Below are 12,915 nucleotides of genomic sequence, written 5' to 3'. Positions count from 1 at the left end.
GCTGGTTTTGAAACATCATTTCAAATAAGGAGTCGACAACGTGATTGGTCAATCGCAATTTGCTGGCGTCTGGTGTCCTTCCATTACGCCAATGGACAATGACGGCAAGATCGATCTTAACGGTCTGAGCCAGCATCTTAAACGCCTTACCGAGGCCAACATCGACGTGATTTTGTTGATGGGCAGCATCGGGGAATTTGCCTCCTTTACGCTCGAGGAAAGATTGCTGCTAATCCGCGAGGCTCGCGCTATGAGCTCGCTGAAGATGGTCGCCAACGTCTCATCCACCTGCCAGAATGATGTGCTGTTGATGGCACAAGAAGCGTATCGCGCCGGTTACGATGCCGTGATGATCCTGCCGCCTTACTATTACGGGCAAACGGCGAAACAGCTACTGAGCTACTTCCGTCAATTGGGGCAGAAACTCAGTGGGAAATGGTTTGCCTATAACTTTCCGGCACGTACCGGTTGCGATTTAACGCCCGAGCTGGTTGCCACCCTTGCTTCTGAGTTCCCCAACTTCGCAGGCATCAAAGATACCGTCGACTGCCAGTCCCATACCCGTAGCATGATCCAGACCACCCGCGCCGTACGCGAAGATTTTGCGGTGCTGTCCGGCTATGACGAATACTATATTCCTAACCTGTTGGCAGGCGGCGCGGGTATTATTTCAGGATTAAACAACGTCATGCCGGAGTTGTTTGTCTGCGCACGAGAAGCGTTTAAGCAGGGTGACCTGGCTGCACTTCGCGATATTCAGGACCAGATTGGCACCTACATGTCTATCTACGCCATCGGTGAGGATTTCGTCACCACCATCAAAACCGTAGTATCGCGTAAGTTTGGCTATTGCACCGGGGTATCGCGTAATGCAGGCGGGGAGCTGAATGAAAGTGAGTGTCGAACAATTGATGAGGTGTTTGTAATCAAGGGTTAAAACAGTTATGCCGGATGGTACAAACCATCCGGCATAATCACGTTACTTCACCGCGCTGCGCATATCGATTGCCACCGCTCTGGCTTTGGCTCTTTTTGACCAGATAGAAGTGATAATCGGCACGAGGATGGAGGTTACAATCACTGACGTCGCCACCAGAGAGGTTGCCGCCGGCGCCATGGGTTTAAACGCCGGGACCATTTCCGCAATCAGTACCGGCGTGGCGACCGCTGCCCCCGCAGAGCTGGAAGCCGCAATCCCCGCCGTTCCATCGCCGCCGCCGATCAGTTTATCAGCGATAATCAATGGAATGCCGGTGATGATAATCACCGCCACGCCCAGCAGAATCCCCAGTACGCCGGTCTGTGCAATCACGCTCAAATCAATAGTGTTACCTAATGCGAAGGCGAAGAAAGGGATCAACGTCTGCACCGCTTTGCTGAAGAACTCCCGCAGCTCAGGGTCCAGATTCCCCAGTGCAAAGCCGATCAAAAACGGTAATACGGCACCCACAAACACGTGCGGTTCAAACGAAGCGATCCCGGCAGTTCCCAGAATCACCATCGTCATCAACGGGCCAGACTCCAGCGACATCAGGACAAACGCCCCGGCCTCTTCTTTGGTGCCGTACTGCTGCATAATCGAGGCATACAGCCCACCGTTGGTCATATCCATGGCCGCCACCAGCGCCAGCGTGGAAAGTCCGGCGAAGAATCCAACCTCCACGCCATGTTCCGGCAGAATGCGTGAGGCAATCGCCGCAACCACCCACGCCACCAGAATCTTGGTTATCACTAACGTGCCGGACTTACGCAGCACGGTGCCAGTGGCGCTTAACTTAATCGACGCACCCATGCAAAAGAACCACACCGCCAAAATCGGCACCGTACCGGTGATCATGCCGTTGGTAAAGGAGCCGAAGTATTTCCCGGCTCCGGGGGAGAAGGTGTGACATAACGCACCCAGAAACAGCGGCACCAGCATCATACCGCCTGGGATTTTCTCTATCGTACGTTTGATCTGCATTTCCATCACCTGTAGACATAAAAATGGCGCAATCTTTATGGGCGGCTGCATAGTGCTTTTGAGATGCGCCGTCTTGATGAAAAGAAGATAGACATTCGCAGAGACTATAAAAGTGATCCCACTCGCACAATAAAACATTGTTTCATTTTAAATGGATCGTTGTTTTTATATTGATTTTGATCACAAAAAAACCCCCACAAGCATTGCTTGCAGGGGCTTAATTAACGCGTCGGACTTATTTTTTCGCGGCGAAACGTGCAGCAGCTTCGTCCCAGTTCACCACGTTCCAGAACTCTTTGATGTAGTCCGGGCGACGGTTCTGGAATTTCAGGTAGTAAGCGTGTTCCCAAACGTCCAGGCCCACAATCGGGAAGCCGGAAGCGCCAGAGATTGCTTCACCCATCAGCGGGGAATCCTGGTTAGCAGTGGAAACAACAGCCAGTTTGTCACCTTTCAGCACCAGCCACGCCCAGCCGGAGCCAAAACGGGTTGCCGCAGCTTTTTCAAATTCAGCTTTGAAGTTGTCCACGGAGCCGAAATCACGTTCGATAGCCGCTTTCAGGTCACCCTGCAGCGTAGTACCGGTTTTCAGGCCTTTCCAGAACAGGCTGTGGTTAGCGTGACCACCCGCGTTGTTACGCAGTACGGTTTTCTTGTCTGCTGGCAGTTGATCCAGTTTGGTGATCAGTTCTTCAGCGGACAGGCTGGCGAATTCTGGCAGGCTTTCCAGCGCGGCGTTCGCGTTGTTAACATAAGCCTGGTGGTGTTTGGTATGGTGGATTTCCATCGTCTGCTTATCGAAGTGCGGTTCAAGGGCATCATAAGCGTACGGCAGGGATGGCAGTGTATAACTCATAATCATCTCCAGTATTGTCGGGCGGCCAGTGTTAACGCCGCGTAAGCAGTTGGGTCATTATAGTTAATTAAATGATATTGAAAATGATTATCAATGCCGTACTTTTTACATGGCTATTATGAGGTAAAAGTGTGAGCATTACCGGGAGAATCAGGCAGATTTTGCCAATTGGCTAGAAAACAGGCAGCGACATGAAGGACATGGGAGATAAAGCACGACATAGTCTGAGAATTATCTCACAAGGAAATATTGCTATGTCTGTCAACATCGCCCTTTTTGGTATCGGCCTCGACACATACTGGCCCCAGTTTACAGGCCTGGAGTCACGTCTTCAGGGCTATCTGCAAGCAATTGATGAGCGTCTGACGGCGCAACAAGCCACCGTGATTAATGGCGGCCTGATTGATAACGTCGATAAAGCCGATGCCCTTACCAGACGGTTGCAGCATCAGCCGGTCGATGCGGTCTGCCTTTACATCAGCACCTACGCGCTCAGCTCAACGGTGCTACCCCTGGTGCAAAGTATCAATAAACCGGTCATTATTCTGGCCCTACAGCCAGAACCAGGATTGCCCTATTCAAAAATCCGTCAGATTCCCGATCGGGGCGGTCGTACTGGAGAATGGCTGGCGCACTGTCAGGCCTGCAGCGCTCCCGAACTGGCGAACGTCTTTAACCGCGCGAATATCCGTTTTCAACTTATTGTGGGTGCATTACAGGGCGATGAGTACGTCTGGCAACAAACGGCGCAGTGGCTACAGGCCCTTAACGCTCGTCAAATGCTGGCAAATTGTCAGGTTGGCGTACTCGGACACTATTATGACGGTATGGTGGACGTTTACAGCAATATGACGAACTTATCCGCGAAAATGGGCGTACGCTTTAAGCCACTGGAGATGTGTGAGCTGGCGGAATATCGCGAGCAGGTCAGCGAGGCAGACCTCAACGCCAAACAACAGGAAATGCACCGTGTCCTTCAGTTGGATGCGACATGCGAACCTGCAGAGCTTGATCGCGCACTCACCACTGCCTGCGCCATGGATAAACTGATCACTCAGAATAAACTCGGTGCATTAGCCTATTACTACGAAGGTCGTAACGGCAATGCTTACGAGAACATCATCACCTCAATAATTCTCGGCAACACGCTACTCACTCATCGTGGTATTCCTGTAGCGGGAGAATATGAAATCAAAAATGTGCTGGCGATGAAAATTCAGCAACTTCTGAGTGCTGGCGGTTCATTCTCAGAACCTTACGGTATTGAATTTAAAGATGATGTTGTTTTGTGGGGACATGATGGTCCGGCACACCCGTTGATGGCGGATGGTCCGGTGAGTCTGGTTCCGCTGCCAGTTTATCATGGTAAACCCGGTAAAGGCGTGTCTATCCAGATGACCGTGAAACCTGGCCCGGTAACCTTTCTTTCGGTAATTGAAGATGTCGAAAACGGGGTACGTTTACAGTATGCCGAAGGTGAAGCAGTGGCAGGTGAAGTTCTGGATATTGGCAACACCAACAGCCGCTATCGCTTCCCGTTATCGGCTCGCGAGTTCACCACGCAATGGTGCATGGGCGGTCCAGCTCATCATTGCAGCATTGGCCTGGGACACCATGGCGAGGCACTGGAAAAACTCGCCTGGCTAATGGGTATTCAGGCAGTCAGAATCTGCTAACCCTCAATATTTCCGCCCTTCTCAAAAAAGAGGGGCGGAACTGCATTTGTGATCAATATCCCTTTCATCCCGTGAATTTTGCCAGCATTACTCATCACGCGGCAGCATGCTGAAGGTTAGTTTATTGCTCACTCTTTAAACTTTTGAACATCAAAACGGTGATTTTCATCCTGTCAAATCGATAATTCAAAAGGAAACAGAATGGGTAATGCAATTACGATGGGGATAATATGGCATCTTATTGGTGCCGCTAGTGCCGCTTGTTTCTACGCCCCCTTTAAAAAGGTACAACACTGGTCCTGGGAAACCATGTGGTCCATAGGCGGTTTTGTATCATGGCTGATCCTTCCCTGGCTCGTCAGCGCGATCCTGCTGCCGGACTTCTGGGCCTATTACAGTTCATTCAGCGCATCCACACTGCTGCCGGTGTTTTTGTTCGGTGCCATGTGGGGGATTGGTAATATCAACTATGGCCTGACTATGCGCTATCTCGGTATGTCGATGGGGATAGGGATCGCCATCGGCATTACGCTCATTGTTGGCACCTTAATGACGCCAATCATAGCCGGTAAATTTGGCGTACTCATCGGCACACCTGGAGGACGTATGACATTGCTCGGCGTGCTGGTCGCCCTGATCGGCGTGGCAATTGTAACCCGTGCCGGACAGTTAAAAGAGCGCAAGATGGGCATCAAAGCCGAAGAGTTCAATCTGAAAAAAGGTCTAATACTGGCGGTGATGTGCGGCTTTTTCTCCGCCGGGATGTCCTTTGCCATGGATGCGGCTAAACCAATGCACGAAGCCGCTGCTGCGCTCGGTATCGATCCGCTGTATGTCGCCCTGCCAAGCTATGTGGTCATCATGGGCGGTGGTGCAGTGATCAATCTGGGATACTGCTTCATTCGCCTGGCAAAAATGAAAAACCTGTCAGTAAAGGCCGACTTCTCGTTAGCAAAACCGCTGATTATCAGCAATATCCTGTTCTCGGCGCTTGCTGGTCTGATGTGGTACCTCCAGTTCTTCTTTTACGCCTGGGGCCACGCCAAAATTCCGGCACAGTATGACTATATGAGCTGGATGCTGCACATGAGCTTCTACGTCCTGTGCGGTGGTATAGTGGGCCTGATCATGAAAGAGTGGAGCAATGCCGGGAGACGCCCAGTCAGCGTACTAAGCCTTGGCTGCGTGGTGATTATTATCGCGGCAAATATTGTTGGACTGGGAATGGCCAGCTAATCATGTTGGGTGCTGAGATGACGCCACTGACTCGGCGTCATCCCGGTTTCCCGCGTGAATACCACCGAAAAGTAGTTACTGTCCTCAAAACCGCAGCGCATGGAAATCTCGCTAATCATCAACCGGCTATGTTTGAGCAGATACTGAGCATGGCAGACCCGTACCTGGCGCAGATACTGATTGATGGTCATCCCAGTCTGGCTACGAAACTGCTGGCGTAAAACCCGCTCGCTGCACTGCTCGCGCTCGCAAAATTTACCCAGTTCAAAGGCATGTTCATGGCTGCCGGCTAACGCGGTTATCAGTTTATCCAGCAGCGTTTCACTCGAGGTCGCCGGGAGCGTATCCGTGGCATAACGATGGCGTTTAAGGTGCGTGACCAGTTGTCCGAACAGCAACTCCGCCATGGTAAAAGCCTGCGCATCACGCTGATTACTTTCATGCTCAAGCTGGCTGATCACATGCCGGGCCTGTGTCATACCAACGCTGCCTAGCCGCCAGTGCGGCTGCCTCGGCGTACCGTTAAATCCGGGGATCGCAGCTTGCCAGTCAACATTTAGTGTCAGCCGCTCCGGGCAGTAGATGATATTTTGCAACACAAGGTCGTTAACGGAAGTGTATGAGTGTTTATCCTCGGCACGAATGTAAAAAAGATCGCCACGGGTTATCCGATACGGGCGATCGTTAAGGACATGCAGACCATTGCCGCGCCAAACCAGCACCAGCTCGCAAAACTCGTGAGTATGCTCAGCGAAGGCATCCTGCGGATAACGATCGGCCACGGCGACAGCCTGCTGCTCATGCGCAAAAAAGTCTGATTTCAAAAGGATTAGCTGATTCGCCATCACATAACCTCAACCTGAACGCACCCGCCATCTGGCATGAAAGGCTATGATTATCAGCAAACTGACGGTAAAAAACGTTGATAGCTTTCGCGTTACTGGAGGCTGTCGCCCGCGATAAGATCACGCCCTTGACGAATATCGCGCGGCGACCACTCGAACTCACGGCGAAACAGCGTCGAAAAGTGGTTACTGTCGCCGAAACCGCAGAGATAAGCGATATCTGTCACGCTGTCATCACTGTGACGTAGCAGATGCCTGGCTTTAATCAGCCGCAAACGGTTAAGGTAGCGTTGCGGCGTCAACCCTGTTTGTTGTTTAAGCTGACGGTGTAAAGTGCGTAAAGAGAGCGAAAACTTCTCCGCCAGCGCTTCCCAACACACCTCGTCGGCAAAGTTATCTTCCAGCCATGCCATCAGAAGGTTAAGCCGTGCATCGTTATCAGTCGCCGTTTCCATCAGACTGGTTTTACGCAGCAGTACCAGCAACTGCATAAACAGAATCTCGCGATTTGCCGCCGTCGGCGTATCCATTCCCTCGCCAAGCGCTTCCATCTGCCCCACCAGATGACGAACCTGCTGCAATACATTCTGATTTACGCGCCAATGGGAGGGATACTGCCCATTTTGTTCCTGAGGCAAAAGCTGATTCAGCCCAGCCAGAAATTGAAACGCCTCCGGGGAACGATACAGAACATTGGTCAGACACAGATTGTCAGTATGTTCGTATAAATGCCTGTCATGATCGCGAACGAAACACACCGTTCCGCCGCTAATGGTGTAAGGCTGTCCGTTAAACACATGGATCCCCGTACCATGTTCGACCACCACAATTTCATGAAAATCATGATGATGCTCGGGAAACGCGGGTTGGGGAAGCCGTGGTTCAATAGCCACTGTCGCTTTACCTGTCGGAAAAAAATCCACGCAATGCAGTACGGTCATGACAGCTCCCCCTGATTAACGAATATGGCTGAATAGTAATTAAGGGTTACTACCCTCACCTTAAATTTTTGACGCCAAAGTGCGTAAACAGGGTTAATTCTTCAAGAAATGGCGGGAAAGATCGGGAAATGCGGAAGGCGTCACATCCACCCAAATACACACTATTAGCGGAAACTGTGAACAGCATCACGTTCACCTTTGCCACGCTGCCAGCCGATTATTGTGGCTGTCACTAACAAGAAGGTACGCCTTTTCAGGGGTTCTTAGACTGAGTGCAATAAAACTCAGAAGGATCTCGCTATGACTTTTCGCCATTGTGTCGCTGTCGATCTGGGCGCATCCAGTGGACGCGTAATGCTGGCGCGTTACGACAGTGACCACCGCACTCTGACGCTGCGTGAAATCCATCGCTTCGTTAACTGCCTGCAAAAAACAGAGGGTTTTGACACCTGGGATATCGACAGCCTGGAAAACGACATTCGTCTGGGGCTGAAGAAAGTCTGCGATGAAGGCATTCTCATTGACAGTATCGGCATCGATACATGGGGCGTGGATTACGTTCTGATTGATAAAAACGGTCAGCGCATCGGCCTGCCAGTTTCCTATCGCGACAGTCGCACGACCGGCATTATGTCACAGGCGATGGCGCAGCCCGGAAAAGGCGAAATCTACCGTCGCAGCGGCATTCAGTTTCTGCCCTTTAACACCTTGTATCAACTGCGTGCGCTGGTCGAACAGCAGCCGGAACTGCTCCCGCAGATAGCACATGCTCTGCTAATCCCCGACTACTTCAGCTTCCGCCTGACCGGCAAAATGAACTGGGAATACACCAACGCCACCACCACCCAGTTAGTCAATATCAACACCGACGACTGGGATGACACGCTGCTGGCATGGACCGGGGCAGACAAAGCCTGGTTTGGGCGTCCAACACACCCGGGGAACATAATTGGCCACTGGATTTGCCCGCAGAAAAACCAAATTCCGGTCGTAGCCGTCGCCAGTCACGACACTGCCAGCGCGGTCATCGCATCGCCGCTGGCCGATGAAAATAGTGCGTATCTCTCATCCGGTACCTGGTCGCTGATGGGCTTCGAGAGCAGAACACCGTATACCAACGATGCGGCGTTGGCGGCGAACATTACCAACGAAGGGGGCGCGGAAGGGCGCTACCGCGTACTGAAAAATATCATGGGACTGTGGTTGCTCCAGCGCGTTTTAAAAGAGCGTCAGATTACAGACCTGCCAGCACTTATCGCCCAAACGCAAGCGCTGCCGGCCTGTCAGTTCCTGATAAACCCAAACGACGATCGCTTTATCAATCCCGACGATATGAGCGCGGAAATTCAGGCGGCCTGTCGTGAATCAGGTCAGCCCGTTCCCCAACAAAATGCCGAACTGGCACGCTGTATCTTCGACAGCCTGGCATTGCTGTACGCCGACATCCTGCAAGAACTTGCAACGCTGCGTGGCGCAGCATTTAGCCAACTGCACATCGTGGGTGGCGGCTGTCAGAACGCCTTGCTGAACCAGCTGTGCGCGGATGCCTGCGGTATACGCGTGATGTCCGGGCCAATTGAGGCCTCCACGCTCGGCAATATTGGCATCCAGTTGATGACGCTGGACGAGCTTAACAACGTCGATGATTTCCGTCAGGTGGTGAGCGCCAACTACGACCTGACCACCTTCATTCCCAATCCTGAAAGTGAAATTGCCCGCTACCAGGCGCAGTTTCAATCACTACGACAGACAAAGGAGCTTTGCGCATGACCACTCAACTTGAACAAGCCTGGGAACTGGCAAAACTGCGTTTCGCCGCGGTAGGCATTGATGTCGAGGCGGCCTTGCGCCAACTCGATCGTCTGCCGGTCTCCATGCACTGCTGGCAGGGCGATGATGTCGCCGGTTTCGAAAATCCGGAAGGTTCGCTCACTGGTGGTATTCAGGCTACCGGCAACTATCCGGGCAAAGCACGCAACGCCACCGAACTGCGGGCCGATCTGGAGCAGGCGCTGAGCCTGATCCCGGGTCCAAAACGTCTGAATTTGCATGCGATCTATCTGGAGTCTGAAACGCCAGTCGCCCGCGACAAAATCAAACCTGAACACTTTAAAAACTGGGTTGAGTGGGCGAAAACGAACCAGTTAGGGCTTGATTTCAACCCGTCCTGCTTCTCGCACCCGCTGAGTGCAGACGGCTTCACGCTGGCTCACGCCGATGAAACCATTCGCCAGTTCTGGATTGACCACTGCAAAGCCAGCCGCCGCGTCTCGGCGTATTTTGGCGAGCAGTTGGGTACGCCGTCGGTGATGAACATCTGGATCCCGGACGGCATGAAAGACATCACCGTTGACCGTTTAGCACCACGCCAACGCCTGCTGGAAGCCCTGGACGAAGTGATCAGCGAGAAACTCGACCCGGCGCACCACATCGACGCCGTCGAGAGCAAACTGTTTGGTATTGGCGCAGAAAGCTATACCGTCGGTTCCAACGAGTTCTACATGGGTTACGCCACCAGCCGCCAGACCGCGCTGTGCCTGGATGCAGGTCACTTCCACCCGACAGAAGTGATCTCCGACAAAATCTCCGCCGCCATGCTGTACGTGCCGCGCCTGCTGCTGCACGTCAGCCGTCCGGTGCGTTGGGACAGCGATCACGTGGTGCTGCTGGATGATGAAACGCAGGCGATTGCCAGCGAGATCGTGCGCCACAACCTGTTTGACCGCGTACACATCGGCCTCGACTTCTTCGACGCCTCCATTAACCGCATCGCCGCGTGGGTGATCGGCACCCGCAATATGAAAAAAGCCCTGCTGCGCGCGCTGTTAGAACCGACCGAGCAATTGCGTCAGCTCGAAGCCAGCGGCGACTACACCGCACGTCTGGCCCTGCTGGAAGAGCAAAAGTCGCTGCCGTGGCAGGCCGTCTGGGAGATGTATTGCCAGCGTCACGACACACCAGCGGGCAGCCAGTGGCTGGACAGCGTTCGCGCTTATGAAAAAGAGATTTTGAGTAAACGTAGCTAACCCTTTTTGCCGGATGGCGGCTTCGCTTTATCCGGCATTGAATAAGACAGGTATAAAATATGCAAAACATTACCACTTCCTGGTTCGTCCAGGGGATGATTAAAGCCACTTCCGATGCCTGGCTGAAAGGCTGGGACGAACGCAACGGCGGCAACCTGACACTGCGCCTGGATGAGGCAGATATTGCGCCATTTAGCGCCGATTTCCACGAAAAACCGCGTTATATCGCACTGAGTCAGCCGATGCCGCTGCTGGCGAACACACCATTTATCGTCACCGGTTCGGGGAAATTTTTCCGCAACGTCCAGCTCGATCCGGCCACCAATTTGGGCGTGGTGAAAATCGACAGCGATGGCGCGGGTTACCACATTCTGTGGGGTCTGACCCACGAAGCCGTGCCGACCTCCGAACTGCCCGCGCACTTCCTTTCCCATTGCGAACGTATTAAAGCTACCAATGGTAAAGACCGCGTGATCATGCACTGCCATGCCACCAACCTGATCGCCCTGACCTACGTACTGGAAAACAACACCGCGCTAATGACCCGCAAACTGTGGGAAGGCAGCACCGAGTGTCTGGTGGTGTTCCCGGACGGCGTCGGCATTCTGCCGTGGATGGTGCCGGGTACAGATGAAATCGGTCAGGCCACCGCTGAAGAAATGCAGAAACATTCGCTGGTGCTGTGGCCATTCCACGGCGTGTTCGGCAGTGGACCCACCCTCGACGAAGCGTTCGGTTTGATCGATACCGCAGAGAAGTCCGCTGAAGTTTTAGTCAAAATCTATTCGATGGGCGGTATGAAGCAGACCATAACGCGTGAAGAGCTAATCGCACTTGGCAAACGCTTCGGCGTGACGCCGCTGGCAAGCGCACTGGCATTGTAAGGAGAATAGTGATGAGCTTTATGTTGGCACTGCCAAAAATTAGCCTGCATGGCGCAGGCGCAATTGCCGATATGGTGAACCTCGTGGCGAATAAGCAATGGGGTAAAGCGCTGGTCGTCACTGATGGTCAACTGGTAAAGCTGGGCCTGTTGGATAGCCTGTTTGCCGCGCTGGATGAACATCAGATGTCTTATCACCTGTTTGATGAGGTGTTTCCAAACCCGACGGAAGCGCTGGTGCAGAAAGGCTTTGCGGCATACCAAGGCGCAGAGTGTGATTACATCATCGCTTTCGGTGGCGGTAGCCCGATCGATACCGCCAAAGCGGTGAAGATCCTGACCGCCAACCCCGGTCCGTCTACCGCCTATTCCGGCGTGGGCAAGGTAAAAAATGCTGGCGTACCGCTGGTCGCCATCAATACCACCGCCGGAACAGCAGCAGAGATGACCAGTAATGCGGTTATTATCGACTCAGCTCGCAAGGTTAAAGAGGTGATCATCGACCCGAATATCATCCCGGATATCGCCGTGGATGACGCCAGCGTCATGCTGGACATCCCGGCTTCCGTCACCGCCGCAACTGGCATGGACGCCCTGACCCATGCGGTAGAAGCCTATGTTTCCGTTGGTGCGCATCCGCTCACCGACGCCAACGCGCTGGAAGCGATTCGCCTGATCAACCTGTGGCTACCGAAAGCGGTCGACGAGGGTCATAACCTTGAAGCCCGTGAACAAATGGCGTTTGGTCAGTATCTGGCGGGGATGGCATTCAATAGCGCTGGCCTGGGTCTGGTGCATGCACTGGCACATCAGCCGGGCGCGACCCATAATCTGCCGCACGGCGTCTGCAACGCCATCCTGCTGCCGGTAATCGAAAACTTTAACCGCCCGAACGCCGTGCCGCGCTTTGCCCGCGTGGCGCAGGCGATGGGCGTTGATACGCGCGGTATCAGCGATGAAGCGGCAAGCATGGAGGCCATTAATGCGATTCGTGCCCTGAGCAAACGCGTTGGCATTCCGGCAGGCTTTAGTTCGCTTGGCGTGACGAAAGAAGATATTGAAGGCTGGCTGGATAAAGCGTTGGCCGATCCGTGTGCGCCGTGCAACCCGCGCACTGCCAGCCGCGACGAGGTTCGCGAGCTGTATCTGGAGGCGTTATGATCCGCAAGGCCTTTGTGATGCAGGTGAATGCCGACGCACATGTTGAATATCAACGTCGGCACAATCCCATCTGGCCAGAACTGGAAGCGGTGCTGAAAGCACACGGCGCCCATCACTACGCGATTTATCTCGACGAAGAGCGCAATCTGCTGTTCGCCACCGTTGAGATTGAGTCCGAAGAGCGCTGGAATGCCGTCGCCAGCACCGACGTGTGCCAGCGTTGGTGGCAGCATATGCGCGACGTAATGCCGGCCAACCCAGACAACAGCCCGATCAGCGCAGAGTTAAAAGAAGTATTTTATTTACAGTAGTCTTGTAGGCCGGATAA

At 53.4% G+C, this 12,915-nt stretch carries 12 protein-coding genes; 8 read left to right on the top strand and 4 right to left on the bottom strand.

The window, feature by feature from the left end; all coding sequences use genetic code 11:
• Positions 1-40 precede the first annotated feature (40 nt).
• Positions 41-937, top strand: coding sequence for a dihydrodipicolinate synthase family protein (locus OGY15_RS23830; RefSeq protein WP_151218427.1), 897 nt, complete (start codon positions 41-43; stop codon positions 935-937).
• Between the two features lie 42 nt (positions 938-979).
• Here the strand turns inward: OGY15_RS23830 and kdgT are convergent, their stop codons facing one another.
• Together kdgT and sodA are read right to left on the bottom strand one after the other, a co-directional pair.
• Complete coding sequence (kdgT, locus tag OGY15_RS23825) at positions 980-1,963, bottom strand: 2-keto-3-deoxygluconate transporter (RefSeq protein ID WP_151218426.1); 984 nt, start codon at positions 1,961-1,963, stop codon at positions 980-982.
• A 235-nt stretch (positions 1,964-2,198) separates the two neighbouring features.
• A complete protein-coding gene (gene sodA, locus OGY15_RS23820) occupies positions 2,199-2,819 on the bottom strand; it encodes a superoxide dismutase [Mn] (RefSeq protein WP_003840480.1) in 621 nt (206 codons plus the stop codon).
• A 254-nt stretch (positions 2,820-3,073) separates the two neighbouring features.
• Here sodA and OGY15_RS23815 point away from each other — a divergent pair, with 254 nt between their 5' ends.
• The gene (locus OGY15_RS23815; protein WP_286541369.1) at positions 3,074-4,495 is read left to right on the top strand and encodes an L-fucose/L-arabinose isomerase family protein; all 1,422 of its coding nucleotides are present in this window, start codon (positions 3,074-3,076) and stop codon (positions 4,493-4,495) included.
• 201 nt (positions 4,496-4,696) lie between these two features.
• Positions 4,697-5,731, top strand: coding sequence for an L-rhamnose/proton symporter RhaT (rhaT, locus tag OGY15_RS23810; RefSeq protein ID WP_151218424.1), 1,035 nt, complete (start codon positions 4,697-4,699; stop codon positions 5,729-5,731).
• On the opposite strand, the gene rhaR is transcribed toward rhaT, so the two are convergent.
• On the bottom strand, positions 5,728-6,576 hold the full coding sequence (rhaR, locus tag OGY15_RS23805) for an HTH-type transcriptional activator RhaR (RefSeq protein ID WP_151218423.1): 849 nt from the start codon (positions 6,574-6,576) through the stop codon (positions 5,728-5,730). The two genes, rhaT and rhaR, sit on opposite strands and share 4 nt — an antisense overlap.
• Before the next feature lie 92 nt (positions 6,577-6,668).
• Positions 6,669-7,517 (bottom strand): HTH-type transcriptional activator RhaS, encoded by an 849-nt coding sequence (gene rhaS, locus OGY15_RS23800; RefSeq protein WP_151218422.1) that lies wholly within the window; start codon positions 7,515-7,517, stop codon positions 6,669-6,671.
• A gap of 300 nt (positions 7,518-7,817) precedes the next feature.
• Here rhaS and rhaB point away from each other — a divergent pair, with 300 nt between their 5' ends.
• The 5 genes from rhaB to rhaM are packed head-to-tail and all read left to right on the top strand — an operon-like array spanning position 7,818 to position 12,898.
• Complete coding sequence (gene rhaB / locus OGY15_RS23795; RefSeq protein ID WP_151218421.1) at positions 7,818-9,287, top strand: rhamnulokinase; 1,470 nt, start codon at positions 7,818-7,820, stop codon at positions 9,285-9,287.
• Positions 9,284-10,543: an L-rhamnose isomerase gene (gene rhaA, locus OGY15_RS23790; RefSeq protein WP_151218420.1), complete on the top strand. Its 1,260-nt coding sequence runs from the start codon at positions 9,284-9,286 to the stop codon at positions 10,541-10,543. The genes rhaB and rhaA overlap by 4 nt, the downstream gene beginning before the upstream one ends.
• Positions 10,544-10,602: 59 nt before the next feature.
• Positions 10,603-11,427, top strand: a complete 825-nt coding sequence (gene rhaD, locus OGY15_RS23785) for a rhamnulose-1-phosphate aldolase (RefSeq protein WP_286541365.1) — start codon at positions 10,603-10,605, stop codon at positions 11,425-11,427.
• An 11-nt stretch (positions 11,428-11,438) separates the two neighbouring features.
• Positions 11,439-12,587: a lactaldehyde reductase gene (fucO, locus tag OGY15_RS23780; protein WP_286541363.1), complete on the top strand. Its 1,149-nt coding sequence runs from the start codon at positions 11,439-11,441 to the stop codon at positions 12,585-12,587.
• The gene (gene rhaM / locus OGY15_RS23775; protein WP_187260233.1) at positions 12,584-12,898 is read left to right on the top strand and encodes an L-rhamnose mutarotase; all 315 of its coding nucleotides are present in this window, start codon (positions 12,584-12,586) and stop codon (positions 12,896-12,898) included. Before fucO ends, rhaM begins: the two co-directional genes overlap by 4 nt.
• The last annotated feature ends 17 nt before the right edge of the window (positions 12,899-12,915 follow it).

The organism is Citrobacter sp. Cu231 (assembly GCF_030332265.1).
Taxonomy (GTDB): Bacteria; Pseudomonadota; Gammaproteobacteria; order Enterobacterales; family Enterobacteriaceae; genus Citrobacter; species Citrobacter meridianamericanus.
This window is presented reverse-complemented; position numbering and strand designations above follow the sequence as displayed.